Source organism: Actinosynnema sp. NPDC002837, assembly GCF_040295345.1.
Taxonomy (GTDB): Bacteria; Actinomycetota; Actinomycetes; order Mycobacteriales; family Pseudonocardiaceae; genus Actinosynnema.
Genome location: NZ_JBEOVG010000002.1, coordinates 56,593 through 82,898, shown reverse-complemented (window position 1 = coordinate 82,898; position 26,306 = coordinate 56,593). Strand labels below are relative to the sequence as shown.

The 26,306-nt window shown below is 70.9% G+C and carries 23 protein-coding genes and 1 riboswitch; of the genes, 5 read left to right on the top strand and 18 right to left on the bottom strand.

The window, feature by feature from the left end; all coding sequences use genetic code 11:
• Position 1 precedes the first annotated feature (1 nt).
• Positions 2 to 634: a hypothetical protein gene (locus ABTZ99_RS01815; RefSeq protein ID WP_499607374.1), complete on the top strand. Its 633-nt coding sequence runs from the start codon at positions 2 to 4 to the stop codon at positions 632 to 634.
• Here ABTZ99_RS01815 and ABTZ99_RS01810 read toward each other — a convergent pair.
• The 3 genes from ABTZ99_RS01810 to dnaE all read right to left on the bottom strand — a co-directional run bounded on the left by ABTZ99_RS01810 (position 614) and on the right by dnaE (position 6,717).
• Positions 614 to 1,882 carry an adenosylmethionine--8-amino-7-oxononanoate transaminase gene (locus tag ABTZ99_RS01810; RefSeq protein WP_499607371.1) on the bottom strand — a complete coding sequence of 423 codons (1,269 nt, stop codon included), beginning with the start codon at positions 1,880 to 1,882 and terminating at the stop codon, positions 614 to 616. The genes ABTZ99_RS01815 and ABTZ99_RS01810 overlap by 21 nt on opposite strands.
• Complete coding sequence (locus ABTZ99_RS01805) at positions 1,869 to 3,098, bottom strand: cytochrome P450 family protein (protein WP_498781719.1); 1,230 nt, start codon at positions 3,096 to 3,098, stop codon at positions 1,869 to 1,871. Before ABTZ99_RS01805 ends, ABTZ99_RS01810 begins: the two co-directional genes overlap by 14 nt.
• Before the next feature lie 88 nt (positions 3,099 to 3,186).
• Positions 3,187 to 6,717, bottom strand: coding sequence for a DNA polymerase III subunit alpha (gene dnaE / locus ABTZ99_RS01800; RefSeq protein WP_498781721.1), 3,531 nt, complete (start codon positions 6,715 to 6,717; stop codon positions 3,187 to 3,189).
• A 213-nt stretch (positions 6,718 to 6,930) separates the two neighbouring features.
• On the opposite strand from dnaE, the gene ABTZ99_RS01795 reads away from it, so the two are divergent.
• Complete coding sequence (locus tag ABTZ99_RS01795; RefSeq protein ID WP_499607367.1) at positions 6,931 to 7,842, top strand: AsnC family protein; 912 nt, start codon at positions 6,931 to 6,933, stop codon at positions 7,840 to 7,842.
• Positions 7,843 to 7,867: 25 nt separating this feature from the next.
• Here the strand turns inward: ABTZ99_RS01795 and ABTZ99_RS01790 are convergent, their stop codons facing one another.
• The 5 genes from ABTZ99_RS01790 to ABTZ99_RS01770 all read right to left on the bottom strand — a co-directional run bounded on the left by ABTZ99_RS01790 (position 7,868) and on the right by ABTZ99_RS01770 (position 13,925).
• Entirely contained in the window at positions 7,868 to 9,100 is a 1,233-nt protein-coding gene (locus tag ABTZ99_RS01790) for a multidrug effflux MFS transporter (protein WP_499607364.1), read from the bottom strand.
• Between the two features lie 108 nt (positions 9,101 to 9,208).
• Positions 9,209 to 10,144 carry an RluA family pseudouridine synthase gene (locus tag ABTZ99_RS01785; protein WP_498781724.1) on the bottom strand — a complete coding sequence of 312 codons (936 nt, stop codon included), beginning with the start codon at positions 10,142 to 10,144 and terminating at the stop codon, positions 9,209 to 9,211.
• A gap of 73 nt (positions 10,145 to 10,217) precedes the next feature.
• Positions 10,218 to 10,802 (bottom strand): signal peptidase II, encoded by a 585-nt coding sequence (lspA, locus tag ABTZ99_RS01780; RefSeq protein WP_498781726.1) that lies wholly within the window; start codon positions 10,800 to 10,802, stop codon positions 10,218 to 10,220.
• A 23-nt stretch (positions 10,803 to 10,825) separates the two neighbouring features.
• Positions 10,826 to 12,148, bottom strand: coding sequence for an aminotransferase class V-fold PLP-dependent enzyme (locus tag ABTZ99_RS01775; RefSeq protein WP_498781727.1), 1,323 nt, complete (start codon positions 12,146 to 12,148; stop codon positions 10,826 to 10,828).
• Between the two features lie 40 nt (positions 12,149 to 12,188).
• A riboswitch (SAM riboswitch) is annotated at positions 12,189 to 12,303 on the bottom strand.
• 140 nt (positions 12,304 to 12,443) lie between these two features.
• A complete protein-coding gene (locus ABTZ99_RS01770) occupies positions 12,444 to 13,925 on the bottom strand; it encodes a potassium/proton antiporter (RefSeq protein ID WP_498781728.1) in 1,482 nt (493 codons plus the stop codon).
• Between the two features lie 197 nt (positions 13,926 to 14,122).
• On the opposite strand from ABTZ99_RS01770, the gene ABTZ99_RS01765 reads away from it, so the two are divergent.
• Positions 14,123 to 15,070 carry a M28 family metallopeptidase gene (locus ABTZ99_RS01765; protein ID WP_499607358.1) on the top strand — a complete coding sequence of 316 codons (948 nt, stop codon included), beginning with the start codon at positions 14,123 to 14,125 and terminating at the stop codon, positions 15,068 to 15,070.
• On the opposite strand, the gene ABTZ99_RS01760 is transcribed toward ABTZ99_RS01765, so the two are convergent.
• Positions 15,067 to 15,348 (bottom strand): DUF167 domain-containing protein, encoded by a 282-nt coding sequence (locus tag ABTZ99_RS01760; RefSeq protein ID WP_498781731.1) that lies wholly within the window; start codon positions 15,346 to 15,348, stop codon positions 15,067 to 15,069. The genes ABTZ99_RS01765 and ABTZ99_RS01760 overlap by 4 nt on opposite strands.
• Positions 15,341 to 15,889, bottom strand: a complete 549-nt coding sequence (locus ABTZ99_RS01755) for a TetR/AcrR family transcriptional regulator (RefSeq protein ID WP_498781732.1) — start codon at positions 15,887 to 15,889, stop codon at positions 15,341 to 15,343. Before ABTZ99_RS01755 ends, ABTZ99_RS01760 begins: the two co-directional genes overlap by 8 nt.
• Before the next feature lie 125 nt (positions 15,890 to 16,014).
• On the opposite strand from ABTZ99_RS01755, the gene ABTZ99_RS01750 reads away from it, so the two are divergent.
• Positions 16,015 to 16,575, top strand: a complete 561-nt coding sequence (locus ABTZ99_RS01750; protein WP_498781734.1) for an RNA polymerase sigma factor — start codon at positions 16,015 to 16,017, stop codon at positions 16,573 to 16,575.
• Between the two features lie 98 nt (positions 16,576 to 16,673).
• Positions 16,674 to 17,240 carry an RNA polymerase sigma factor gene (locus ABTZ99_RS01745; protein WP_498781783.1) on the top strand — a complete coding sequence of 189 codons (567 nt, stop codon included), beginning with the start codon at positions 16,674 to 16,676 and terminating at the stop codon, positions 17,238 to 17,240.
• 75 nt (positions 17,241 to 17,315) lie between these two features.
• Here ABTZ99_RS01745 and ABTZ99_RS01740 read toward each other — a convergent pair whose 3' ends face one another.
• From ABTZ99_RS01740 to pgeF, 8 genes are all read right to left on the bottom strand, one after another.
• Positions 17,316 to 18,539 (bottom strand): chymotrypsin family serine protease, encoded by a 1,224-nt coding sequence (locus tag ABTZ99_RS01740; protein WP_499607353.1) that lies wholly within the window; start codon positions 18,537 to 18,539, stop codon positions 17,316 to 17,318.
• A 365-nt stretch (positions 18,540 to 18,904) separates the two neighbouring features.
• On the bottom strand, positions 18,905 to 22,012 hold the full coding sequence (gene ileS / locus ABTZ99_RS01735) for an isoleucine--tRNA ligase (protein ID WP_498781737.1): 3,108 nt from the start codon (positions 22,010 to 22,012) through the stop codon (positions 18,905 to 18,907).
• Positions 22,013 to 22,330: 318 nt separating this feature from the next.
• Positions 22,331 to 22,855 (bottom strand): hypothetical protein, encoded by a 525-nt coding sequence (locus ABTZ99_RS01730; RefSeq protein WP_498781739.1) that lies wholly within the window; start codon positions 22,853 to 22,855, stop codon positions 22,331 to 22,333.
• 28 nt (positions 22,856 to 22,883) lie between these two features.
• Positions 22,884 to 23,699: a DivIVA-like cell division protein Wag31 gene (gene wag31, locus ABTZ99_RS01725; RefSeq protein ID WP_106613404.1), complete on the bottom strand. Its 816-nt coding sequence runs from the start codon at positions 23,697 to 23,699 to the stop codon at positions 22,884 to 22,886.
• Between the two features lie 45 nt (positions 23,700 to 23,744).
• Positions 23,745 to 24,029 carry a YggT family protein gene (locus tag ABTZ99_RS01720; RefSeq protein ID WP_033437765.1) on the bottom strand — a complete coding sequence of 95 codons (285 nt, stop codon included), beginning with the start codon at positions 24,027 to 24,029 and terminating at the stop codon, positions 23,745 to 23,747.
• Positions 24,030 to 24,049: 20 nt separating this feature from the next.
• Complete coding sequence (locus tag ABTZ99_RS01715; RefSeq protein WP_498781741.1) at positions 24,050 to 24,667, bottom strand: cell division protein SepF; 618 nt, start codon at positions 24,665 to 24,667, stop codon at positions 24,050 to 24,052.
• 70 nt (positions 24,668 to 24,737) lie between these two features.
• Entirely contained in the window at positions 24,738 to 25,436 is a 699-nt protein-coding gene (locus ABTZ99_RS01710; protein WP_498781743.1) for a YggS family pyridoxal phosphate-dependent enzyme, read from the bottom strand.
• Entirely contained in the window at positions 25,433 to 26,137 is a 705-nt protein-coding gene (pgeF, locus tag ABTZ99_RS01705; RefSeq protein WP_499607347.1) for a peptidoglycan editing factor PgeF, read from the bottom strand. The genes ABTZ99_RS01710 and pgeF overlap by 4 nt, the downstream gene beginning before the upstream one ends.
• Positions 26,138 to 26,306: the final 169 nt, after the last annotated feature.

Below are 26,306 nucleotides of genomic sequence, written 5' to 3'. Positions count from 1 at the left end.
CGTGGCGAAGAACGGCAGGCGCAAGGAGCGCCAGCGGGGTGCGCAACGCGCTCGGGACAGCTCGTCGGTCCGCACCGCGGGCCCGCCGGCGCCGCCGAAGCCGAAGAGCTGGTTCCAGCAGCAGGGCGGCGGCGTCCAGACCCTCATCGTCCTGGGTGTCACCGCACTGGTGGTCGGCGGGCACTTCTTCCTGTGGGGCGTGGTGTTCCCGGCGGTGGGCGCGGCGGTCGGCCGGGTGCCGGTCGTGTCGACCGCGACGGGCTGGCTGTTCGGCGGCGGCGCGTTCGTCGCGTGGGGCGTGGTGGCGATCAACCACGACACCGCCAAACCGGGGACGCTCAAACGGCTCCGGGTCGTGGCGTGGGTGTGGTCGGCGATCGCCGTGCAGCTGTTCCCGACCGGCTACGCCAACGGCATCAGCCTGCCGGTGGACTTCTGGGCGGGCGTCTACGCGGGCGCGTACGGCGTGATCCTGACGCCGGTCGCCCTCGGCGTCGTCGCGCTGGGCTGGTGGCTGCTGGTCAACAAGCTGGCCGGGCACAAGGCGGAGCCGACCAACCAGGCGGTCGGCTGGATCTGCGTCGGCTACGCGACGTTGCTGCTCGTGTGGGGCTCAACGCTGCTGCGCGTGTGACGCCTCGGCCGCGGCGACGACGGCGGCGGCGATCGTCGCCACGTCGTCGTCCGTGCTGATGAACGGCGGCATGGTGTAGATCAGGTCGCGGAACGGCCGCAGCCACACGCCGTGGTCGACGGCCGCGGCGGTGGCGGCGGCCAGGTCCACCGGGTGGTCCAGCTGCACGACGCCGATCGCCCCGAGCACCCGGACGTCACCGGGTGCGTCCGCGAGGCCCGACCGCAGGCCGGCCTCGATCCGCCGCACCGACGACCGCCAGTCCTGCGCCAGCAGCAGGTCGGTCGACGCCAGCGCGACTGCCGAGGCCAGCGGGTTGCCCATGAACGTCGGCCCGTGCGCGAGCACCGGCACCTCGCCCTGGGAGATGCCGTCCGCCACGCGTGACGTGCACAGCGTCGCGGCCATCGACAGGTAACCGCCGGTGAGCGCCTTGCCCAGGCACATGATGTCCGGGCTGATCCCGGCGTGGTCGGCGGCGAACAGCTCGCCGGTGCGGCCGAAGCCGGTGGCGATCTCGTCGAAGATCAGCAGGACGTCGTGCGCCAGGGTCAGCTCGCGCAGCACGTGCAGGTAGCGCGGGTCGTGGAAGCGCATCCCGCCCGCGCCCTGCACCACCGGCTCCACGATGACCGCGGCCAGCTCGTCGGCGTGCGCCTCGATCAGGTCCGCCAGCTCCTGCACGTACGCGGTGTCGAGGTCGCGCGGCGGCGCGGACGCGAACACCTGCTCCGGCAGCACGCCTCGCCACAGCGAGTGCATCCCGCCCTCCGGGTCGCACACCGCCATCGGCTGGAACGTGTCGCCGTGGTACCCGCCGCGCCAGGTCAGCAGCCGCCGCTTCTCCGGCCGGCGCCGCGACCGCCAGTGCTGCAGCGCCATCTTGATCGCGACCTCGACCGACACCGACCCCGAGTCGCACAGGAACACGTGCTGCAACGGCTCGGGCGTGATCTCCACCAGCCGTGCCGCCAGCGCCACCGCGGGCTCGTGGGTCAGGCCGCCGAACATCACGTGACTCATCCGGCCGAGCTGGTCGCGCAGCGCCCCGTCCAGCACGGGGTGCCGGTAGCCGTGGATGGCGGCCCACCACGACGACATGCCGTCGACCAGCTCGCGCCCGTCGTCCAGCCGGAGCCGGACACCCTCGGCCGAGGAGACCACCAGCGGCTCCAGGGTGCCCGGCATCGGGCCGTACGGGTGCCAGACGTGCGCCTGGTCCAGCTTCAGCAGCTCATCGCGCTCCACGAGGGGTCAGGCTAACCGGCAGCGACTGGAGCCCGCGGATGAGCACTCCCGGCCGCCACTTCAGCGCGTCCGGGTCCGCGGCGAAGGCGACGTCGAACCGGTCCAGCAGCGTCCCGATCGCGATCTCGCCCTCCATCCGGGCCAGCGGGGCGCCCAGGCAGTAGTGGACGCCGTGGCCGAACGCCAGGTGCCCGGCGGCCTGCCGGGTGATGTCGAGCCGGTCCGGGTCCGGGAACCGGGAGGCGTCGCGGTTGCCGCCGGACAGCGACACCACCACCACGCTGTCCTTCGGGATGACCACGTCACCCAGTTCCACGTCCTCGTTGGTGTAGCGGAACGTGGCCTGGTTGACCGGGCTCTCGAAGCGCAGGAACTCCTCCACCGCGCCGGGCAGCAACGAGCGGTCGGCGCGCAGCTTGTCCAGCTGCTCCGGGTTGCGCAGCAGGTGGTACACGCCGTTGGCGATCAGGTTGACCGTCGTCTCGTGCCCGGCGACCAGGAGCAGGAACGCCATGGCGATCAGCTCCATCGGTTCCAGCCGGTCGCCGTCCTCGTCGGCCTGGACCAGCGCCGAGAAGAAGTCGTCACCGGGCGCGGTCCGCTTGTGCTCGACCAGCTTCGCCAGGTAACCCGCCATCTGGGCGCCCGCCTGCTGGAGCTCCTCCGGCTCCCCGTTGCCGCCGACCAGCACGTTGGACCAGACGCGGAACTCGTCGCGCTCGTCCATCGGCACGTCGAGCATCTCGCAGATCACCGTGATGGGCAGCGGGAACGCCAGCGCGTCGACCAGGTCGACGTCGCCCTTCTCCCCCGCCTCGTCCAGCAGTTGGTCGGTGATCTCCTGGATGCGCGGCCTCAGCTGCTCGACCCGCCGGGCGGTGAACGCCTTCATGACCAGCTTGCGCAGCCGGGTGTGGTGCGGCGGGTCCATGTTGAGCATGTGCTGCACCAAGGACTCGTCGAACGCGGGCGCGTCACCGCCGTCGACCCGGTTGCGCTCCATGACCTCCGGGAAGCGCTCGAAGTGCTTGCTGAACCGCGGGTCGGCCAGCGCCGACCGCGCCTCCTCGTACCGGGTGACCAGCCACGCCTTCGTGCCTCGCGGCAGCACGATCTGCGACGCCGCCGCCTGCTCGCGCAGCCGGGCGTGGTACGCGTGCGGATCGGCGAAGTAGTCCTCGCCGAGCACGTCGAGACCGGCGATCTTCTCCCCCACAGGGATCCCCTCCTCGTTTGAGTTAACCCTGTTCACTCAAACGATCCGAGGCTCCCTCTTGTCCCCGATTGCGGACTTTGTCACCCGATCAGCCCAAGCACCCAGGGCCGAGCAGAGCCTTCAAATCACCCATAAGGGACGGTGTGGGCGTAACCCGGAGGGCGTCGTCCAGCTTCAGCAACGTGTTGCGGCTGCTGTTGATGACCAGGTTCAGGTGCACCTCGGTGGTGCCGGGGTGCGCGGAGAGGACTTCCTTGAGCGACGTCACGAGCTTCGGGTCGCAGCGCGACGCCGCCACCTTCAGCCTCAACGCCTGCGCGCCCAGCTCCGACAGGTCCGGCACGACCAGGTCGTTGGCGATCAGCGAGATCCGGTCCTCCCGCTTGGCCACCCGCGCCTTGACCAGCACGATCGCGTCCTCGGCCACCGACATGCCGTGCACCACGTAGCTCTTGGGGAAGAACAGCACCTCGATGCCGCCGGCGAGGTCTTCGAGCATCGCCGACGCCCACGGCTCGCCGTTCTTGTTCACCCGGCGGGTGACCGTCGCGAGGATGCCGCCCAGCGTGACCTGCGTGCCGTCCGGCACGTCGCCTTCCAGGATGCGCGGGATCGTGGTGTCGGAGTAGGAGCTGAGCACCTGCTCCACGCCGTTGAGCGGGTGGCCGGACACGTACAGGCCCAGCATCTCCCGCTCCAGCGTGAGCTGGTGCTTGGACTCCCAGTGCTCGTCGGGGATCTTGACGTCGAACACGCTCGTGCCGTCGTCGCCGCCACCGTCGCCGAACAGGTCGAACTGGCCGCGCGCCTCTTCCTTCTTGGTCAGCATGATCGCGTCGACCGCCTCGACGTGCACCATGTGCAGGCCCTTGCGCGGGTGGCCGAGCGAGTCGAACGCGCCCGCCTTGATCAGCGATTCGACGACCTTCTTGTTGCACGCCTGCACGTCGACCTTGCGCAGGAAGTCGGAGAAGTCGGCGAACTTCCCCTTCTCCTTGCGGGTCTTGATGATGGCGTCGACCACGTTCGCGCCGACGTTGCGGATCGCGCCCAGGCCGAACCGGATGTCGTTGCCGACCGCGACGAACTCGCGCTCGGACTCGTTGACGTCCGGCGGCAGCACGGTGATGCCCATCCGCCGGCACTCGGCCAGGTAGATGGCCGACTTGTCCTTGTTGTCCGAGTTCGTGGTGAGCAGCGCGGCCATGTACTCGCCGGGGTAGTTGGCCTTGAGGTACGCCGTCCAGTACGCGATCAGGCCGTACGCGGCGGAGTGCGCCTTGTTGAACGCGTAGTCCGCGAACGGGACCAGGATGTCCCACAGCGTCTTGATCGCCTCGGGCGAGTAGCCGTTGGCGATCATGCCCGCCTCGAAGCCCTCGTACTCCTTGTCGAGGATCTCCTTCTTCTTCTTGCCCATCGCGCGGCGGAGCAGGTCCGCTTGTGCGAGCGAGTAGCCCGCCACCTTCCGCGCGATCGCCATGACCTGCTCCTGGTACACGATCAGGCCGTACGTCGTGTCCAGGATCTCGGCCAGCGGCTCGCGCAGCTCCTCGTGGATCGGCACGATCTCCTGCTGCTTGTTCTTGCGCAGCGCGTAGTTCGTGTGCGAGTTCGCGCCCATCGGGCCGGGCCGGTACAGCGCGATGACGGCCGAGACGTCCTCGAAGTTGTCCGGCCGCATCAGCCGCAGCAGGTCGCGCAGGGCGCCGCCGTCGAGCTGGAACACGCCCAGGGTGTCGCCGCGGCCCAGCAGCTCGTAGGTCTTGCGGTCGTCCAGGGGCACCGTCGAGATGTCGACGTCGCCCTTGCCGTTGAGCGCGATGTTCTTCAGCGCGTCGTCGATCGTGGTCAGGTTGCTCAGGCCGAGGAAGTCCATCTTCAGCAGGCCGAGCGTCTCGCACGTCGGGTAGTCGAACTGGGTGATGATCGACCCGTCCTGCGGGCGCATCCAGACCGGGATGTGGTCGGTCAGCGGCTCCGCGGACATGATCACCGCGCAGGCGTGCACGCCCGCGTTGCGGATCAGGCCCTCCAGCCCGCGGCCGGTGTCGATGATCTCCTTGACCTGCGGGTCGGTCTCGTACAGCGCGCGCACCTCGGCGGCCTCGGAGTACCGCTTGTGCGACGGGTCGAAGACGCCGGCCAGCGGGATGTCCTTGCCCATCACGGCGGGCGGCATGGCCTTGGAGATGCGGTCGGCCACCGCGTAGCCCGGCTGCCCGTACAGCACGCGGGCGGAGTCCTTGATCGCCGCCTTCGCCTTGATCGTGCCGAACGTGATCACCTGGGCGACCTTGTCGACGCCCCACTTCTCGGTGACGTACCGGATCACGTCGCCGCGCCTGCGCTCGTCGAAGTCGATGTCGATGTCGGGCGGGCTGACGCGGTCGGGGTTGAGGAACCGCTCGAAGATCAGGCCGTGTGCCAGCGGGTCGAGGTCGGTGATGCCCATCGCGTACGCGATCAGCGCGCCCGCGGCGGAACCGCGGCCCGGACCGACGCGGATGCCGTTGGCCTTGGCCCAGTTGATGAAGTCGGCGACCACCAGGAAGTACGACGGGAAGCCCATCTGCAGGATCACGTCGATCTCGAACTCGACCTGCTTGCGGTGGACCTCGTCGACGCCGTCCGGGAACCGGCGGCGCATGCCCTCCCAGACCTCGTCGCGGAAGTAGTCCGCCTCGGTCTTGCCCTCGGGGGTCGGGTAGCGCGGCATCAGGTTCTGGAAGGCGAACATGCCGGTGGTGTCGACCTTCTCGGCCACCAGCAGGGTGTTGCGGCACCCCTCCTGCCAGGCGTCGGAGGAGTCGATCGCGCGCATCTCGTCGGGCGACTTCAGGTGGTAGCCCGTGCCGTCGAACTTGAACCGGTTCGGGTCCGCGAGCGTCTTGCCGGTCTGCACGCACAGCAGCGCCGCGTGCGCGTCGCGGTCCTCGGAGTAGGTGTAGTGCGAGTCGTTGGTCACCACGAACGGGATGCTGAGCTTCTTGGCGATGTCCAGCAGCCCGCCCCGGACGCGGCTCTCGATCTCGATGCCGTGGTCCATGAGCTCGACGAAGAAGTTGTCCGCGCCGTAGATGTCGCGCCACTTCGCGGCGGCCTCCAAGGCCTCCTTCTCGTGGCCGAGGCGGAGCCTGGTCTGCACCTCGCCGGACGGGCAGCCGGTCGTCGCCATCAGCCCCGCCGAGTGCTCGGCGATCAGCTCGACGTCCATCCGGGGCCACTTGCCCAGCTGGCCCTCGGTGGAGGCGCGGCTGGACATCTTCATCAGGTTGTGCAGGCCCTCGTTGTTGCGAGCCCAGATCGTCTGGTGCGTGTACGCGCCGCTGGCGGAGACGTCGTCGGCCTTCTGCCCGGGGTCGCCCCACAGGACGCGCTTCTTGTTGAAGCGGGACTCCGGCGCCAGGTACGCCTCGATGCCGACCACCGGCTTGATGCCGGCCGCGGTCGCCTGCTTGTAGAAGTCGTACGCGCCGTACATGTTGCCGTGGTCGGTGATCGCGGCGGCGGGCATGCCCATCCGCTCGCACTCGGCGAACATGTCCTTCAGCTTGGCCGCGCCGTCGAGCATCGAGTACTCGGTGTGCACGTGGAGGTGCACAAACGAGTCGGACACCCAAACCCCCCTGAAGATCGCAGCGGGCCCGGGACGAAGCGCTCGGGCAGAGACTCGCCCGACCCTATAACGCCCTCGGCGGATCACGAATGGCGGCACGCCGAGGTCACCGGGAGCGACGGCCGCATCCCTCCGCGTGTGACGAGGTGAACGCCACACGCCGTCGGCGGGCCGATGCCGCGAAGATCTCCCCAGGCGGGTAGCGTTCGAGGTGTGGTAGCGCCGGACCCCGTCGACGCCCGTCTCCTGGCCATGATCGCCGAGATGGGTCGTGCCGCCGTGCACGAGGTGGCCGCACGGCTGGGCATGGACCCCCGGGAGGCCGCCACCCGGCTGATCACGTTGTCCGGCAGCGGGTTGCCGCTGCTCGTCGGCGTGGAGTGCGACCCGAACGGCATCCGCAAGGCGCTGGCCAACAGCGTGGCGTGGGGCAACTACTCGGGGCCCGGCGGCCAGGCCGCCCGCGGCACGCCGAGCGGGCCGTACCCGCCGGCGCCGGGCACGGTGCAGGGCACGCCGTCCGGCTCCTACCCCGGCTACCCCGGTCCGCAGGGGCCGCCGAGCACCCCGTTCCCGGCGCAGCCGCAGACCGGTCCGCAGCCCGCGGCGTCCGGTCCGGTGCGCGTGCCGGAGCCGGTCAGCACGTGGGGCGTGCCGGGCACGTCCGGCTGGGCTCGCGGCGACCAGGCGCCCGCGCCGCGCTCGCGCACCGGCAAGATCGGCAGCACGTTGGAGACCGAGGGCCTGGAGGGCGCCCGGTTCACCATCCAGCTGGTCGAGGTGGTCGACCCGGCGGACTTCCTGTTCACCGCGGCCGGGTACAAGCTGGCCGACGGCGAGCGGGCCGTGGTCGTGCACACGGAGCTGGCGAACATCGGCCAGGTGCCGTTCAACGCGCTGCCCGACATGTACCTCGTGCTGATGACCAACAAGGGTGAGACGGTCGGCAAGGCGCCGGTGTCGCTGTCGTCCCGGCCGCCGCACAAGATCGGCGTGCAGCCGGGCGAGACGGCCGGCGGCCACACCGTCTACGTGCTGCCCGAGGACACCGTGATCTTCTCGGTGCGCTGGAGCTCCCGCCCCGAGACCGACCTGAACACCCTGGTCTGGACCATCGACGACTGACCGGCCCGCGTGTCCGACGTCGGGCTCACGCGTGCTGGGTGTCGGGCTCGCGGCGGGCGGTCGGTTCGGTGTCCCGGGTGATGCCCACGTCGCCCCTGGTCAGGACGGCGAACAGGATCACGGCCAGGATTGTCGCGCCCGCCATCACGGTCACCATCGGCAGCACGCTCGCCGAACCGCCCGCGCCGACCAGCGGCGCCATCAGGCCACCGACCATGAACGTCGTCACGCCCAGCACGGCCGACGCGCTGCCCGCCGCCTCCGGGTGCCGCGCCATCGCCAGCGACCCGGCGTTCGGCATGAGCAGGCCGACGCTCATCGTCAGCACGAACAGCGGTGGCAGGAACGTCGCCAGCCCGCCGCCGACGAGCCCGCCCACCAGCAACCCGATCCCACCGGTCGCCGCACCCGCCAGCCCGATCTTGAGCAGCGGACGCGGCATGATCCGGCCCGTCAGCCTGGTGTTGAGCAGCCCCGCCAGGACGATCGCCACCGAGTTCGCGCCGAACACCAGGCTGAACTGCTGCGGGCTCAACCCGTACACGCCCTGGAGCACGAACGACGCCCCGGCGACGTAGCCGAACAGGGAGCCCAGCGCCAGCGCCGACGCCAGCGCGTAGCCGACGAACTTGCGGTCGGCCAGCAGCCCGCCGAACACCTTGATCGTGAGCAGCAGGTTCGCCGGCCGCCGCTTGTTCCGCGGCAACGTCTCCGGCAGGCCCACGGCCAGGGCGATCAGCAGGGCCAACCCGATCAACGCGAGCGCGATGAACGTGCCGCGCCAACTGGTGAACCTCAGCAGCTGACCGCCCAGCACCGGGGCCGCCACCGGCCCCAGGCTGTTGACCAGCATCATCAACGACATGAACCGCGCCATCGCGAGACCCTCGAACCGGTCGCGCGCCACCGCCATCGCGACCACGAACCCGGCCGCCACGCCGAGCCCTTGCAGCAGCCGCAGGCCGGAGAGCGCGAGCGCGCTGGGCGCCACCGCGCAGAACAGCGAGGTCACGACGTAGCTGCCGATCCCGACCAGCAGCGGACGCCGCCTGCCCCACGAGTCCGACAGCGGGCCCACGAGCAGCTGCCCGACCGACAGACCGATGATGAACGTGGTCAGCGACAGCTGGATCTGCGACTCGGTCGAGCCGAACTCCGCCGCGATGCCCGGGAACGCGGGCAGGTAGGTGTCGATCGAGAGCGGGCCGAGCAGGCACAGGGTGCCCAGCAGCACCACCAGTCGGGACCTGTTGTCCATCGCCAACCCCCAGTGCTCGTCTGGCAAAAGCTTCGCAAGCCAAACGATCCGGGGAAAGCGATATGTCCGAGGTCACGCGCTGGGCGCAAGTGTTTCGCCCCGGACGGCTCAATATCCCTCTGCGCGCAGGAATTCCAGGGCGGCGGCGAGGTCGTCGGGGTACTCGCTGGTGAACGACACCCACTGGTTGTCGGCCGGGTGGTGGAAGCCGAGCGTGCGGGCGTGCAGCCACTGCCTGGTGACGCCGAGGCGCTTGGCCAGCACCGGGTCCGCGCCGTAGGTGATGTCGCCGACGCACGGGTGCCGCAACGCGGAGAAGTGCACCCGGATCTGGTGCGTGCGACCGGTTTCCAGGTGCACGTCGAGCAGCGACGCGGCGCGGAACGCCTCCACCACCTCGTAGTGCGTGATGCTCGGCTTGCCGTTCGCCATCACGGCGAACTTGTAGTCGTGCTTGGGGTGCCGGTCGATCGGCGCGTCGATGGTGCCCTTGATCGGGTCCGGGTGGCCCTGCACGAGCGCGTGGTAGAGCTTGTCGACCGTGCGCTCCTTGAACGCGTGCTTCAACGCCGAGTACGCGTGCTCGCTCTTGGCCACCACCATGACGCCGGTCGTGCCGACGTCCAGCCGGTGCACGACGCCCTGGCGCTCGGCGGCGCCCGACGTGGCGATCCGGACGCCCGCCGCGGCCAGGCCGCCGACCACGGTCGGACCGGTCCAGCCGGGGCTGGGGTGCACGGCCACGCCGACCGGCTTGTCGACCACGATCACGTCGTCGTCCTCGTGCAGGACCACCAGGCCCTCCACGGGCACGGCCTGCACCTGCACCGGGCGTTCCGGCTCGGGGAGGGTGATCTCCAGCACGGAGCCCGCGACCAGGCGGTCCGACTTGCCGGCGGGCTGCCCGTCGAGCACGACGTCACCCGATTCGGTCAACGCCGCCACCACGGTCCGCGACAGGCCGAGGAGCTTGGCCAGACCGGCGTCGACCCTCATCCCGTCCAAGCCGTCCGGCACCGGAAGGGACCGGTAGTCGCCGCTCATGCGCACACCTCGCTGACGCTCGGCGTGGCAAGAGCGGGGCCGGCTGCGTTGAATGACTCGCTCGCAAGCTCGCTCATGCGCCCGCCTTCTTCTCGCTGGACTTCTTCTCCACGCGGGTGCCGTCGTAGTCGCGCTGGAGCAACGCCATCAGCACGATCACGCCGCCGCCCACGCAGATGGCGGAGTCCGCCAGGTTGAACACGGGGAAGAAGTTGCCCCACGGGTCGAGCACCGAGATGAAGTCGACCACGCCGCCGCGCAGCGGGCCGGGGCCGCGGAAGATCCGGTCGACCAGGTTGCCCATCGCGCCGCCCAGGACCAGGCCGAGGCCGATGGCCCAGCCGACCGACCGCAGCCGGCGCGCGATCCACAGGATGAACACGACCACGCCGGAGGCGATCAGGGCGAGGATCACCGTCCAGCCCTCGGCCAGGCCGAACGCGGCGCCGGTGTTGCGGATCAGCGGCAGGTAGAGCAGGCCGCCGAACAGCTCGATCGGCTCGCGCCCCTCCAGCTTGTCCACCGCGATGATCTTGCTGACCAGGTCGAGCGCCAACACCAGCGGCGCGATGACGGCCAGCAGCAGGACCCGTCGCTTCGGCAGCGGTGCGTCCGGCTGGTCCGGCGTGTCCGGCTCGGTGTTGGGATCGGTGCTCACCGGGCCATTGTCCAGCATCGGAGTCAGCGCAGGAACGGCGGGAGCGCGCGCTGGTCGTCCAGCGGCGCCCAACGACCCTCCCGGACCTCGTACTCCCACCGCGAGCCCTCGACCACGAGCGCGCGCAACGCGGCCACGAACCGGTCCACGTGCTCCTCGGTGGTGCCCAGCCCGATCGACGCGCGCAGCGCGCGTTCGCCGTGGGCGAGCCGGTGCACGGCCACGTGCGCGCAGAACGCGCCGTCACGCACGCCGATGCCGTGCTCGGCGGACAGCGCGGCGGCCAGGTAACCGGCGTCCTGGCCACCGACGGTGAAGCTCACCACACCCACCCGGTCCTGGTCCGAGCCGAACAGCGTCAGCTCGTGCACGCCGGGCACGGTCTTCAGGCCCTCGCGCAGCCGCGCCAGCAGCACGCGCTCGTGCTCGGTGGTCTGCTCCCAGTGCCTGCCCAGCACGTCGCACGCCACGGCCAGCGCGTGCACGCCCACCACGTTCGGCGTGCCCGCCTCGTGCCGCTCGGGCACCGCCGACCAGGCCACGCCCAGCCGGTCGCCGTGGTCGGTGACGCGGGCCGTCGCACCACCGCCCACCAGGTACGGCTCGGCGGCCTGCAACCAGTCGGACCGGCCGACCAGCACGCCCGCGCCGAACGGGGCGTAGATCTTGTGCCCCGAGAGCACGGTGTAGTCGACGTCCAGCGCACGCACGTCCACCGGCCGGTGCGGCGCGAGCTGGGCGGCGTCCAGGGCGATCCGGGCGCCGTGCCGGCGGGCCACCCGGGCCAGCTCGGCCACCGGCCAGATCTCGCCGGTCACGTTGGACGCGCCGGTCACCACGACCAGCCGCGGGCCGACCGGCGCCGCGCGCAGCGCCCGGTCCAGCTCCAGCACCGCCTGGGCGGGCGAGGCCGGCGTGCGCAGGCGACGCACGTTCGGGCCGCGCCACGGCAGCAGCGCGGCGTGGTGCTCGGTGTCGAAGAGGATCACGGCGGTGTGCTTCGGCAGGCTCCTGGCCAGCAGGTTCAGCGCGTCGGTGGTGTTGCGGGCGAACACCACGGCGTCGCTGTCGCGGGCGTTGAGGAACCGCCGGACCGACGAGCGGGCCTGCTCGTAGACCTTGGTGCTGACCTGCGAGGCGAAGCCCGCGCCCCGGTGCACGCTGGCGTACCAGGGCAGCACCTCGTCCACGGCGTCGCGGACCTGCTCCAGGCACGGCGCGCTGGCCGCGTGGTCGAGGTTGGCGTACTCGACGCGCTCACCGGTGACCAGCGGCACGCGCAGCGACGCGCCGACCACACGGGGCAGAGCCGCGACGGTGGTGGTGAGGGGAACTGCGATCGTCATGACGCCCTCCGGGGGTCCGGGGACACCCCACCGGAGAGGGAGCCCGCGCTTGCCGGGCGCCCTGCGCGCCAGGCCAGGTCCTCACCAGGGGCACCCCACCGCGGTAGGAGGGTTGCCGGCCAGCAAGCCTGGGCTTAGCGCTGGCACTCATGACCTTCGCCCCGAAGCTAACCCAGCCCGCGCGTCCCCGTCGAGGGGCGTTCACATCCTGGGAGCGCCACGGCGGGGCCGGCGTCGCGATCCTGGGGCGTCACGACGGGGCCGGCGCGGGACGTCACGAGCCGTCCCGGGCACGTCACGGCAGACCGACGTCGCCCTTCCAGCGCGCGAACCGACCCGCCCGGTCCACGGCGCGGATGCGGCGCTCGGTCGCCGTGCGCATGGCCTCGGTGCACACCACCAGCAGCTGGTCGTGCTCCTGCAAGCGGGTCGTCGGCTGCGGCGTGAAGCCGTTCGCGTCCCGCACCACGAGGCTCACCGACGAGCCCGGCGGCAGCCGCAGCTCGGACAGGTACACGCCGTGCAGCTTGGAGCCGGGCTGGATGCGGACCTGGAGCAGCTCCGCGCCCAGGTCGTCCAGCGCCGACGAGTCGACCTGCACCTCGTGCGCCTCGCCGGACTTGACCAGCCCCAGCCACTTGGCCAGCCACGGCAGGCTCGTGCCCTGCACCACGGTCAGCACCACGACCAGCACGAACACCGCGTCCACCAGCTGCTGCGCCCCGCGCACGCCCTGGATCAGCGGGATCAGGGCGAACACGATCGGCACGGCCCCGCGCAGCCCGGACCACGAGATGAACACCTGCTCCCGCCACGGCACCCGGAACGGCAGCGCCGCGAACGCCACCGACAGCGGCCGGGCCAGCAGCACCAGCACCGCGCCCGCCACCAGCGCGGGCACCAGCGCGTCGAGCAGCCGTCCCGGCGACGCGTACAGGCCGAGCAGCACGAACAGGCCGATCTGCGCGATCCAGCCCAGCCCTTCGGCGAACGACAGGGTGTCCGCCCGGTGCGGCAGGCGGGCGTTGCCGAGCACGAGGGCGGCGATGTAGACGGCCAGGAAGCCGGACGCGTGCGCGAGGTCGCCGACGGTGTAGGCGAGCAGGCACACCGCGACCGTGGCCAGCGGGTACAGGCCGGTGGCGGGCAGCGCGGCCCGGCGCAGGCCGACGCCGCCGAGCCAGCCGAGCACGATCCCGATCACCCCGCCCGCGATCAGCTCGTAGCCCATCAGCAGCGGCGCGGTCCACGTGATCGGGTCCGGCGCGGCGAGCAGCACGACGGCGATGTAGACCGGCGCGTCGTTGATGCCGGACTCCAGTTCCAGCGAGCCGATGAGCCGCTTGCCGACGCCCACCCCGCGCAACACGCTGAACACGGCCGCCGCGTCGGTGGACGACAGCACGGCGCCCCACAGCAGCGCCGTGCGCCAGTCCATGTCCAGCAGGAAGTGCAGCGCGAACCCGGTGACCGCGATGCTCACGCCGACGGCGACCGTCGACAGCGCGATGCCGAGGCCGAGCGCGGGCTTCACCGCGCTCCACCGGGTGGTGAGACCACCCTCGGTGAGGATCAGCACGAGCGCCACCGTGCCGAGCGAGCGGGTCAGGTCGGCGTCCTCGAACTGGATGCCCACCACGGCTTCGCCGAGCAGCACCCCGATGCCGAGGTAGAGCAGGAGGGACGGCAGACCGAGCCGGATCGACACCCTGACCGCGATGACCGAGAGCAGCAGGACCGCGGCGGCTATGCCCAAGTAGCCCGTCACATCGCCCACTCGACCTCCACGCCGCCGCTGCGTCACCCGACGGGGTCATTCTCCCCGGTGATACCGAAATGGACGAATCCGGCACCGCACGCAGCGTCACCAGCCGAACGTCGCTAGCGGGAACCATGCGAAACCGTGCATGTTGACGACAGGGTCCGCCGCCCCCGGTCACCTCCACGTCCCCGCACCTCCCTGCTGGAGTCACCGTGAAGCTGCGAACGATCTCCATCGCGCTGGTCACCACCGGCGCGCTCCTCGGCTCGGGCACCGGCCCGGCCACCGCCGCGCCGCCCTCCGCCCTGGCCGGGCCGAACATCCCGGTCTCCGCCGTGCAGGCCGACCTGGCCCAGCTCCAGAGCATCGCCACCTCGAACGGCGGCAACCGGGCGCACGGCCGTCCGGGCTACCTGGCCTCGGTGAACTGGGTGAAGTCCAAGTTGGACGCCGCCGGGTTCACCACCAGGATGCAGTCGTTCACCAGCAACGGCGCCACCGGCTACAACCTGATCGCCGACTGGCCGGGCGGCGACCTGAACAACGTGGTCATGCTCGGCGGCCACCTCGACAGCGTGTCGGCGGGCCCGGGCATCAACGACAACGGCACCGGCTCGGCCGGGCTGCTGGAGGTCGCGCTGGCCGTGCGGTCCACCGGCTTCCAGCCGACCAAGCACCTGCGCTTCGCCTGGTGGGGCGCGGAGGAGCTGGGCCTGGTCGGCTCGACGTACTACGTGAACTCGCTGTCCACAACGGACCGCTCCCGGATCGACGCCTACCTCAACTTCGACATGATCGGCTCGCCGAACCCGGGCTACTTCGTCTACAGCGCGTCCGGCCAGCCGTCGGGCTCCCTGCGGCTCCAGCAGACGCTCCAGGGCTACTTCGGCTCGATCGGCGTGCCGACCGAGCTGACCAGCGTGGGCGGGCGGTCCGACCACGCCGCGTTCGCGCGGGCGGGCATCCCGGTCGGCGGCACGTTCACCGGCGCCGAGGGCATCAAGACCTCCGCCCAGGCGCAGAAGTGGGGCGGTTCGGCCGGTGTCGCGTTCGACCGCTGCTACCACCGCTCGTGCGACACCTCGTCGAACGTGAACGCGACCGCGCTCGACCGCCACACCGACGCCATCGCGCACACCCTGTGGACGCTGGCGGCCTAGCCGTCCAGCAGCCGCGCCAGCAGCTCGGCGGCGCCGGCCGGGGCGGGGTCGACCCGCACGACCTTGTCCCGGCCGCGCTCGCCCGCGACCACCTCGACGTCCTGCCTGCGCACGCCGAACGCCTTGGCCAGCGCCTTGCGGACGGCCTCGTTCGCCTTGCCCTCCACGGCGGGCGCGGCGACCGCGACGACCAGCGCGCCGTCACCCCACCGGCCGCCGACGGCCTCGCGCTTCGCGCCCGGCTTGACCCTGATCGAGAACCGGAAGGCGTCAGCCACGGCACAGCACCAGGGTCAACGTCTCCTCCACCAACGCCCGCCGCGCCCGCACCAGGTGCGGGCCGGCCGCCAGCAGCTGGGCCTGCCCCAGGTAGACCGAGTAGGCGAGCACGGCCCGCCGGCGCGCGACGTCGGCGGCAAAGCCCAAACCGACGAACAGCTCCTCCAAGTAGCCGATGCGGCGCTCCGTGACGCGGCCGAGCACCGGCGCCACCGCCGGGTCGTCCTTGGCCGCGAGCATGGCCAGCTCGACCGCGCTGTGCTCGACGTCCTCCAGCACGGTGGCGAACAGCAGCCGCAGCCTCTCCGACGGCTCCGACACCGACTCGACGAGCTCGATCACGGCCTCGGTGTGCTCGCGCTCCCAGCGTTCCAGGGTGGCCTTGAGCAGGGCTTCCCGGTTGGGGAAGTGCCAGTAGGCGCTGCCCTTGGTCGCCCCGATGCGCGCCGCGAGCGGTTCCACCGCGACCGCCGCGACCCCGCCCTCGACCAGCGCCCGCAGGGCCACCTCGGTCCAGTCGTCGCGCGTCCGCCGTGCCATGTCCCCATACGCTATCGAATGGAAGCCCGGCCGCGGCCGTCGCAGCGGTGGCCCCCGACCGGATTTCCTCCACAACCTCCGGTCTCGTCCGTCTACCCGGTACGGGACCGGAGGGGGGAGGGTTCGTGACGCCGGAGGATCCCGACGACCACGCGGCCACCTTCAGCGACTTCTACCACCGGGAGCGCACCCGGCTGTTCCGCTTCGCGGCCGTGATGTCACCCCACCTGGACCACGAGTCGGCGGTCCAGGAGGCGTTCGTCGGCGCGTGGCGGAACTGGCCGGTGATCGCTCCCGGCGCCCGACGTGCTTGGCTGGTGAAGACGATCCGCAACCTGCTGGTGGACCAGGCCCGTCGGCGGGAGCGGCCGGGCGACCTCACCGACGAGGTCCTCGCCCGGCAGCGCGGCACGTACCGGATCCTGGTGCCCAAGCAGCGGGACGCCGAGGCGTGGCACGAGCTGGTCAGCACGCTGGCGGCGGTCGCGAACCTGCCGGACCACCTGCGCACCGCGCTGGTCCTGCGGTTCTGGGACTTCGACGACGACGAGATCGCCGACGTGCTGGGCTGTCGGCGCGCGTCCGTGCGGCGGTACGTGTCGCAGGCGCGGGCGCGGGTCAGCGAGCGGGTCGGCAACGAGGAGCGACGGGTGCGCGGCTCCCAGCGCGGGAAGGAGACGTCATGACCGACGAGCTGGATCCCCGACTCGACCACCTGCGCGCCGAACTGGCCGAAGCCATCCCGGAGGACCCCGGCACGGACGACCTCGGCGTGGCGGCGATCATGGCGCAGGCGTCCCGGTACGAGCGGCAGGCCGCCCTGGTGCAGGCCGCGCGGTCCGGTTCACGGGCGGCGCTGGACTCCCTGGTCGCCGAGCTGACGCCGTTGGTGTGGCACGTGGCCAGGGGCAACGGCCTGGACCAGCCCACCGCCGAGGACGTCGTGCAGACGGTGTGGCTGAGCCTGCTGCGGCACCTGGACCGGCTGGCCGACCCGAAGGCCGTCGCGGGCTGGCTGATCGTCGCCACCCGCCGGGAGGCGCAACGCGCCTGGCGCGACCTCAACGGCCGCCCGGCCCTGTCCACCGACTCAGCCCTCGACATGCCCGACGACCGGTGGCTGCCGGAGCCGGAAGCCCTGCGCGACGACCGCGACCGGCGGCTCTGGCACGCGTTCAACGCGATGTCCCGGCGCTGCCAGGAGCTGCTGCGCCTGACCGTCCTGGCGGGCCGGGCCGAGTACCGGGCCGTGGCCGAGGCCCTGTCCATGCCGCGCGGCTCGATCGGCCCCACCCGGGGCCGCTGCCTGAACCAGCTGAAGGCCCGGTTGGAACGGGACGACGTGCGCTGACACCCGATCCTCGCGCCGAGCGGGGTGGCAGGCCTCGACCTGCCACCCCGCTCACGTCGCTCGCGCGGCGCGGTGTCACTGGGTGCTGGGCACCACCCCGAGGGCCTCGTTGATGGCGTTGACGTCGACGCTGAAGACCATCAGCGAGCACGTCCGCCCGTCACCGGCCGGCAGGCCCTGGCAGTCGTCCTCGTAGAACGTGTCGATGCTCTCGATCATGCCGAGGATGACGGCCTTGTCGAGCCCGTCGCTGGTCCGGGGCCGATAGGTCGGGCCACCGCTGTCACCGTTGCCCGCCGAGCCGATGCGCGACTGCTTGAGCGTCTCGAAACCGGGCCCCACGACACCTTCGGGGTAGTCGTACCAGACCCCGGTCTCGTACACGAGGACGTCATTGCACACCTCGCCGGAAAGCGCGCCGCCGTGGCACACGTATTCACCTTCGACCGCCTGGCTCCACGCGTGCACCTGCTTTCCGGTGCCCATCGACGAATCCCAGGCCCCGGTGTAGAGGACGGGGCTGTACCCGGGCCCCACCAGCAGCCGGGAGTCGGATTGGTAATCGTCGTCGACCGAAATCCCGTAAACCCGGTCGGAGACGCCCGCCATCCAGAATCCGTCCGGGCTGAAGCAGTGTTCCGCGGTAACGGCGCCCGTGCCGCCATCGGGCAGGTCGACGGCCCACCCGGCCGAGCAGATACTAGTCTGCGTCCGGTCGATCAGGAGGGCGCCGCCCCAGAAAGGGGCTGAATCGGCATAGCGCACGGCACGCTCGCGCTTCCCCCTCTCGAACACCTCGATCGCCATCATGCTCTCGATGCGCGCCGACGCGACCGAGACCACCGCGGGGTCGACGCCCACCTTGAGGCCCGTGTAGTCGTCGTTGGGCGCCGCCGTGACGGCCGGCTCGTAGGTCTCGAGGATCCGCCGCGACTCCGCGTGCAGTTCCTCCAGCGTGTACGGCACGTCCTTGAACTCGACCGCGATGCCCGCGCCCTTCTCGGCGGCCACCAGCTCCCGCACCGCCGTGGGCACGTCACCGTGCCAGAAGAACGTGACCGCGAGCCGGTCGACGTCGATCTTCGCGTCCACGTAACCCGTGCGGTCCGGTGCGTTCGCGACCTGCTCCACCAGCCTGAGCAGCGGCTGCTGGCGGGTTGTCTTCGAATCGGGCGTCGCACCGCCACCGGGTGGCGCGACGTTCTTGTCCTGTGTCACCGAGGGAACACCTCCCAACGCCGACCTGACCTTGTCCGGCAAGGACTCCGACGTGTCCGCCGCCGACGGCAGCGCGGCCACCGCCGCTGCGACGACAATCCCCGCGGCCACTACCGCGACACGTCTGACACGCGAAGTTCCACCAGTTGTGAACACCGTTCCCCCACACGCTGACCGTACTGTCCGGAAGGAATCTTCCGATCAGCAGGATCATGGACGCGCGAGGGGACCGACAACCCCCTTTCCCGGTGCCGCGGCCACCACGGGCGCCAGTGTAGTGCGAAAGGCGCACCGCCCGCACCGGGAAGGAGCAGCCACCCGACTCCGAATGACCGAGGAATCGGCCGGAAAGCGGGGAAGGGCCCGGAAAAGCGTTTCCGCCGGCGGGATGGGAATTCCCGCCGGCGGGAAATGGAGCAAAGCCGGCCCGTTCGACCCGGGACGGGTCAGGCGCGGACGACCGCGACCCGGACCTTCTGGCCCTCGCCGACCACGCCGTCCGAGCCCTCGGCGACCTCGCCGTGCTCGACCGACTCGGCGAGCGTCTCCTCCTTCACGAACGCCTCGAACCGGCGCACCGCGTCCGCCACCGCCGCCGGCAGCTGCACCGTCAGCGCGATCCGGTCCGACACGTCCAGCCCGGCGTCCTTGCGCGCCTGCTGCACCACGCGCACCAGGTCGCGGGCCACGCCCTCGGCCGCCAGGTCCTCCGTCACCGCGGTGTCCAGCACGACCAGCCCGCCGCTGTTCGGCAGCGCCGCCGTCGCGCCCTGGTCGGTGGCGACCAGCCGCTGCTCGTACTCCTCCGGGAACAGCTCGATCCCGGCGGCCACGACGCGACCGTCCACCTCCTGCCAGTCACCCGCCTTGACGGCCTTGATGACCTTCTGCACGTCCGGCCCGAGGCGGGGACCGGCGGCACGCGCGTTGACCGCCAGCTGGAAGTGGCCGTGCGCGTCCACGTCCGTGGTGAGCTCGACCTCCTTGACGTTCACCTCGTCCCGCAGGATCCCGGTGAACGCCTCCAGCTGCGCCACCTCGCCCGAGGCGATCACGAGCTTCGCCAACGGCAACCGCACCCGCAGCTTGTTCGACTTCCGCAGCGACAACGCCGTGGACGCCACCTGCCGCACCTGGTCCATCGCGGCCACCAGGGCGTCGTCCGCGGGCAGGTCCGCCGCCGACGGGTAGTCGGCCAGGTGCACCGACCGGCCGCCGGTCAACCCGCGCCACACCGACTCCGCGGTCAGCGGCAGCAGCGGCGCCGCCACCCGGCACACGACCTCCAGCACGGTGTGCAGCGTGTCGATCGCGTCCTGGTCGCCGGACCAGAACCGGTCGCGCGAACGCCGCACGTACCAGTTGGTCAGCACCTCCAGGAACTCCCGGATCGAGGCGCACGCGCCCGAGATGTCGTACACGTCCAGCTGCGCCGTCACCCCGGCCACCAGGTCGTGCGTCTTCGCCAGCACGTACCGGTCCAGCACGTGCTCCGACGACGTCCGCCACTGCCCCTCGACCCCGTCCGCGTTGGCGTACAGGGCCAGGAAGTACCAGGAGTTCCACAGCGGCAGCACGGCCTGCCGCACCGCGTCGCGGATGCCGCGCTCGGTCACCACCAGGTCGCCGCCGCGCAGGATCGGCGACGCCATCAGGAACCAGCGCATGGCGTCCGAGCCGTCGCGGTGGAACACCTCGTTGACGTCCGGGTAGTTCTGGCGCGACTTGGACATCTTCTGCCCGTCGTCGCCCAGCACGATCCCGTGCGCCACGCAGTTGCGGAACGCGGGCCGGTCGAACAGCGCCGTGGCCAGCACGTGCATGGTGTAGAACCAGCCGCGCGTCTGGCCGTTGTACTCGACGATGAAGTCGCCCGGGTAGTGGTCCTCGAACCACTGCGCGTTCTCGAACGGGTAGTGGACCTGGGCGAACGACATCGAGCCGGACTCGAACCAGCAGTCCAGCACCTCCGGCACCCGCCGCATCACGGACTTCCCGGACGGGTCGTCCGGGTTCGGCCGGGTCAGGTCGTCGATCGTGGGCCGGTGCAGGTCGGTCGGGCGCACGCCGAAGTCGCGCTCCAGCTCGTCCAGCGAGCCGTAGACGTCCACCCGCGGGTACGCCGGGTCGTCCGACACCCACACCGGGATCGGCGAGCCCCAGAACCGGTTGCGGGAGATGTTCCAGTCGCGGGCGTTCTCCAGCCACTTGCCGAACTGGCCGTCCTTGATGTGCTCGGGCACCCAGTTGATCTGCTGGTTCAGCTCGACCATGCGGTCCTTGAACCGCGAGACCGCGACGAACCACGACGACACGGCGCGCTGGATCAGCGCGTTGTCGCACCGCCAGCAGTGCGGGTACGGGTGGTCGTAGGTCTCGTGCCGCAGCAGCAGGCCCGCTTCCTTCAGGTCGCGGATGATCGGCTTGTTGGCCTCGAAGACCTGCAGCCCCTCGTACGGCGGCACCTCGGCGGTGAACCGGCCGTGCGCGTCGACCGGCACGACGACCTCGATGCCCGCCGCGTCGGTGACGGCCTTGTCCTCCTCACCGAACGCGGGCGCGATGTGCACCATGCCCGTGCCGTCCTCGGTGGTGACGTAGTCGGCGGCCAGCACCTGGTGCGCGTTCTCCCGGCCGACGAAGAAGTCGAACGGCGGCGCGTACTTGCGCCCCACCAGGTCGGCGCCCTTGTACCGGGCCACGACCGGCGGCTCCTCGCCCAGCTCGCGGGCGTACGCGGGCACGCGGGCCTCGGCGAGCAGGTAGCGCTCGCCGTTCGCCTCGACGGTCACGTAGTCGACGTCCGGGTGCACGGCGGCGGCCAGGTTCGACGGCAGCGTCCACGGCGTGGTCGTCCAGACCAGGGCCAGCTCGCCGGTCTCCAGGCGCAGGCCGACGGTCACCGCCGGGTCCTGCCGGTCCCGGTAGGTGTCGTCCATCTTGGTCTCGGTGTTGGACAGCGGCGTCTCGCAGCGCCAGCAGTACCAGAGCACCCGGAAGCCCTCGTAGACCAGGCCCTTGTCCCACAGGGTCTTGAAGGCCCACATGACGCTTTCCATGTAGTCCAGGTCGAGGGTCTTGTAGTCGTTGTCGAAGTCCACCCAGCGGGCCTGCCGGGTCACGTAGTCGCGCCACTGGCCGGTGTAGCGGAGCACCGAGGTGCGGCAGGCCTCGTTGAACTTCTCGATCCCGAACGCCTCGATCTCGCTCTTGGACGAGAACCCGAGCTGCTTCTCCGCCTCCACCTCGGCGGGCAGGCCGTGGGTGTCCCAGCCGAAGCGGCGCTCGACGTGCTTGCCGCGCATGGTCTGGTAGCGCGGGACGACGTCCTTGACGTAGCCGGTGAGCAGGTGGCCGTAGTGCGGCAGGCCGTTGGCGAACGGCGGGCCGTCGTAGAAGACGAACTCGTTCGCCCCGTTCTCCCCGGCCGGGCGGGCGTCGATCGAGGCCTGGAACGTCCGGTCGGACTTCCAGAAGTCGAGGACACCCTCCTCGAGGGCGGGGAAGGACGGCTGGGAGGGAACGGAACCCTCGCCTGCCTTCGGGTAGGCCATCGTGCTGCTCCTCGCGTGCGTCCAACCGGCTCACGGGGACGACACGCCGGTCAGGCGCACCGCGGTACCACCCCGCTTGCCAGGGCGCGAAGGCACTGGCCTCTCTTCGACGGCTGTGACGGGCCGCTCCCGTCCGGTTCTACTGGGGCTCGCGCCCGTTCTTCCGGAGGCTCCCCGGTGATGGCCGGATCAACGCCGTGCTGCCACCCAGGGTAGCCGAACCGCGCAAACCACTTTGAGCCGTTCCCCTCGGAAGGGCCTCCCGACCCGTTGCCGAGCAGGGGCGTCCTCCGCGCACGCGATCCCGTGCAGCGGGACTCAGTCGGCTTCCGACCGGTCCGCGGTCCGCTTGCGGGCGGCGAGGCCGGCGTCCGGGCGGCACACCGCGCACGGCGTGAAGCCCAGTTGGCGCGCCTCGTCGACCGGCAGGCCCAGCGACGCCCGTGAGGCGAGCCAGGAGCAGTCGGCGAGGTGGTAGCGAGGACGCTCGTCCAGCACCCGCACCTCGTCCGTGAGCTCGCTCACGATCAAGGCGTCGGCCGCGTCCGTGTCCTCCTCGCCAGGTTCGAGATGTGCCTGATCGGGTGGACTTTCCGGGGTTTCGCCCTCGGTGCCCCGCGGCACCTCGTGTTGATCGCCGGCGCTAACCTGGTGATCAACAACTGCGGCGCCGGCAGCCTGGGGGCCCGACCGGCGGCGAAGCCACCAGTCGAGCACCAGGACCACGGCAGCGGCCCCGCTCGCACCCACGGACAACCAGGCCCAGTGCGTCTGGGCGCTGGTGAGCGCGGGCACGAGCAACCCCAGGGCTGCCAGCACCAACAGCAGGACTGTGTAGAGCACGTCGAGCAGACTAGATCAGCAACGCCGATCAGCCGGCTTCGGCGCGCGCCCCGAACGAGTACCCACCCTGCTGACGGCCGTCGGACGGCGCGGCGGGGCCGCGGTCCTGCAGGTCGCGCAGCGACGACTCGAGCATCGTCTTGAGCCTCGTGCGGTACTCGCGCTCGAAGGTCTGCAGCTTGTCGATCTGCTTCTCGAGCGTGTTCTTCTCCTGGGTGATGTTGCCCATCACCTCGGCGTGCTTGCGCTGCGCGTCGCGGTCGAGCGCGCTGGCCTTCTCACGGGCCTGCCGCTCCAACGTCTCGGCGCGGGTCCGCGCGTCGTTCAGCATGGTCTCGGCACGCGTGCGCGCCTCGTTGACCATCGTGTCGGCCTTGGACCGCGCCTCGGACAACAACTGCTCCGACTTGGTCCTGGCCTCCGACAGCATCCCGTCGGCCTCGGCCTTGGCCTCGCCGGTGAGCCGGTCGGCCATCTCCTGGGCCAGGCCGAGCACCTTGGCGGCCTGGACGTGGTGGTCACCACCACCGCCGGGCGATGTCTGCTCCAGCGCCGAAGGGGGCGGCACCGGAGCGAGCCTGCGGGGCTCGTCCACGACGCGGCTCGGGCCGACGCCCGCGGCAACCTTCGCCCGGGCGTCTTCGAGGTCGGCACGCGCGGTCTCGACCTGCTGGTCGAGCTGCTCGACCTGCTGGCGCAGGTCGTTGTTCTCCTCGATCAGGCGGGCCAGTTCGCCCTCAACCAGGTCGAGGAACGCGTCCACCTCGTCCTCGTTGTAGCCCCGCTTGCCAATCGGCGGCTTGCTGAACGCGACGTTGTGCACGTCCGCGGGGGTCAACGGCATCAGATCACCTCACGCACTCCTGGGCTGTGGACATCCCTGGTCCCCTCACCTGGGATCGGCTACTCGCATCAGAATGATAACGACCAGCAACAGCACAATAATGGACAAGTCCAGACCGATGCCGCCGATCCGCACCGTCGGGATGATCCGACGCAGCAAGCGGACCGGAGGATCGGTCACGGTGTAGACGGTCTCAAGCGCCACCGCGACCCCGCCCGCAGGCCGCCATCCCCTGGCGAAACTACGGACGAGCTCCACGACGACACGCGCCGTGAGCAGCAGCCAGAACGAGAACAACACGTAGTAGACCACGAGCCAGAGGGCATCCACATGCTCAACTGTGCCACCACTCAGCCCTGGTTGAGGAACCCGCCCTCCGCGAGTCGCCTGCGGTCCTCCGCTGTGACGTCGATGTTCGGGGGTGAGAGAAGGAACACCTTGTTGGTGACCTTGTCGATCGAGCCGCGCAGCGCGAACGCCAGACCGGCCGCGAAGTCGACCAGCCGCTTGGCGTCCGCGTCGTTCATGTCGGTGAGGTTCATGATCACCGGCGTGCCGTCGCGGTAGTGCTCCCCGATCGTCCGCGCCTCGTTGTAGCTGCGCGGATGCAGCGTGGTGATGCGGGCGAGCGGGTTGCCGGCGGGCTCCGGGGCGGGCCGCAGCCTGCCCACGGGCTCGCGCTGCGGCTCCACGGCCAGTGCGCCGTGCGTGTCCGGGCTCCACGGCCGACGCGGGCGGGCGCCGCGCTCCGGCTCGAAGTCGTCCCCGTCGTCCAGCTCGGCGCGGTAGCCGTTGAACGAGCGGCGACGGGCGGTGCGCTGCTCCGGGTAGGTCTCGTACTCTTCCGGGTCGGCGTAGTCGGACCGGTAGTCCGCGTAGCGCCGGTCGTCGTCGTAGGCGGCCGGGTCGTCGGCGTACTCGGCGGGAACCATCCCGAAGTAGGCCTTCAGCTTGTGAAACCCGCTCATGGCTCGAGCCCTTCCTCCGCCGAGATCCCTACCCGAAGGACGTCGCGGCCGTCCCAGAGGTTCCAGACAGTTACGGCGAGGCTAGTCTCCGGCTGCCCAGCAACGCTGTTCCGACACGCACGCACGTGGAACCGTGCGCTATCGCATCCTCCAGGTCACCGCTCATCCCCGCCGAGATCACGGTGGCATCGGGATGATCGACCCGCAAGCGGGTTACCGCTTCGTATAGAGCGGCAAACGCCTGCTGTGGAGACATCCCGAGGGGTGCGACGGTCATCACACCTCGAAAAATAAGTTCACCTGAACGTGCTACGTGATCGGCCAGTCGCGGAAGGTCACCGATCGGGTGACCGCCGCGGGTCTCGTCACCGTCGATGCTGACCTGGACCAGCACCTCGGTCGGCTCGGTCGCGGCCTTGGCGATGGCGTCGGCGAGCCGGACCGAGTCGACGGTGTCGATCCGGTCGGCCCAGCGGAGGACGGACTTGGCCTTGTTCCGCTGGAGCGAGCCGACCATGTGCCACTTCGCCGCGGCGTCCGGCCGCAGTTCGGCGAACTCGGCGGTCTTGCGGCTCGCCTCCTGGTCGCGGTTCTCGGCGAAGGCGGTGAGGCCGAGGTCGCTCAGGATGGCCACGTCCTGCGCCGGGAAGGTCTTCGTGACGGCCAGCAAGTCGACCTCATCGGGTGATCTTCCGACGGCCGCGCACGCCTTGGCGATGCGTTCCCTGACCTCCGCGAGTGACAGGGCCAGCTCCTCGCGCCGGTTCACGGCTCCATCCAGACGACGCCCGCCAGCCGTCCCGTCCCCGGGTCGCGGCGGTGGCTGAACAGGGACTTCTCCTCGACCGTGCAGCGCGGGTCGACCCCGATCCGGCCCACGCCCGCGTCGGCGAGCTGCTGCCAGAGGCCCGCGCGCAGGTCCAGGGCGGGCTTGCCGGCGCGGGTCTTGGACGCGCTGCCGGGCAGGTGCTTCTCGACGTCGTCGCGCATCGCGGCGGGCACCTCGTAGCACTGGCCGCAGACCGCCGGGCCGAGCAGGACCTCGACGCGGTCCACCCGCGCGCCCAGCTCGACCATGCGGTCCAGGGTCGCCGGGACGACGCCGACCCGTGCGCCGACGCGTCCGGCGTGGACGGCGGCGATCACGCCCGCCTCGGGGTCGCCGAGCAGCACCGGCACGCAGTCGGCGGTCAGCACGACCAGGCCGAGCCGCTCCCGGGTCGTGACGACGGCGTCGGTGGCCTCCAGCGGCTCGCTCACCGGCCCGTCCACGACGCCGACCGTGCGGCCGTGCACCTGCTCCATCCAGACCAGCCGGTCCGGTTCGAGCCCGATCCCCTCGGCGAGCCGCTGCCGGTTGGCCTCGACGGCCGCCGGGTCGTCACCGACGTGGTCGCCGAGGTTGAAGGAGTCGTAGGGGGGTTTCGACACGCCGCCTTCGCGGGTGGTCAGGACACGACGGATGCGCACCACCCAAGCTTCCCAGACCCCGCGTGCCGAACTCCCGGGTCCCGCGAGTCGAGCCTCCGGGACCTCGGAATTCGCCGTTCAGGTCGGGCGTGTCGAACGCGCAAAACCCCCGGGTCCGACGCTCTCGACGGCCGATCGGCCGTCCTGAGCGTTGAACTCGGGGGTCCTG

What these genes read in the sequence shown, in the direction of transcription:
- ABTZ99_RS01790 (WP_499607364.1), bottom strand. Translation starts at nt 9,100, where the DNA reads ATGGACAACAGGTCCCGACTGGTGGTGCTGCTGGGCACCCTGTGCCTG.
- ABTZ99_RS01785 (WP_498781724.1), bottom strand. Translation starts at nt 10,144, where the DNA reads ATGAGCGGCGACTACCGGTCCCTTCCGGTGCCGGACGGCTTGGACGGG.
- ABTZ99_RS01775 (WP_498781727.1), bottom strand. Translation starts at nt 12,148, where the DNA reads ATGACGATCGCAGTTCCCCTCACCACCACCGTCGCGGCTCTGCCCCGT.
- ABTZ99_RS01755 (WP_498781732.1), bottom strand. Translation starts at nt 15,889, where the DNA reads ATGGCACGGCGGACGCGCGACGACTGGACCGAGGTGGCCCTGCGGGCG.
- ABTZ99_RS01745 (WP_498781783.1), top strand. Translation starts at nt 16,674, where the DNA reads ATGGCGCAGGCGTCCCGGTACGAGCGGCAGGCCGCCCTGGTGCAGGCC.
- ileS (WP_498781737.1), bottom strand. Translation starts at nt 22,012, where the DNA reads ATGGCCTACCCGAAGGCAGGCGAGGGTTCCGTTCCCTCCCAGCCGTCC.
- wag31 (WP_106613404.1), bottom strand. Translation starts at nt 23,699, where the DNA reads ATGCCGTTGACCCCCGCGGACGTGCACAACGTCGCGTTCAGCAAGCCG.
- ABTZ99_RS01715 (WP_498781741.1), bottom strand. Translation starts at nt 24,667, where the DNA reads ATGAGCGGGTTTCACAAGCTGAAGGCCTACTTCGGGATGGTTCCCGCC.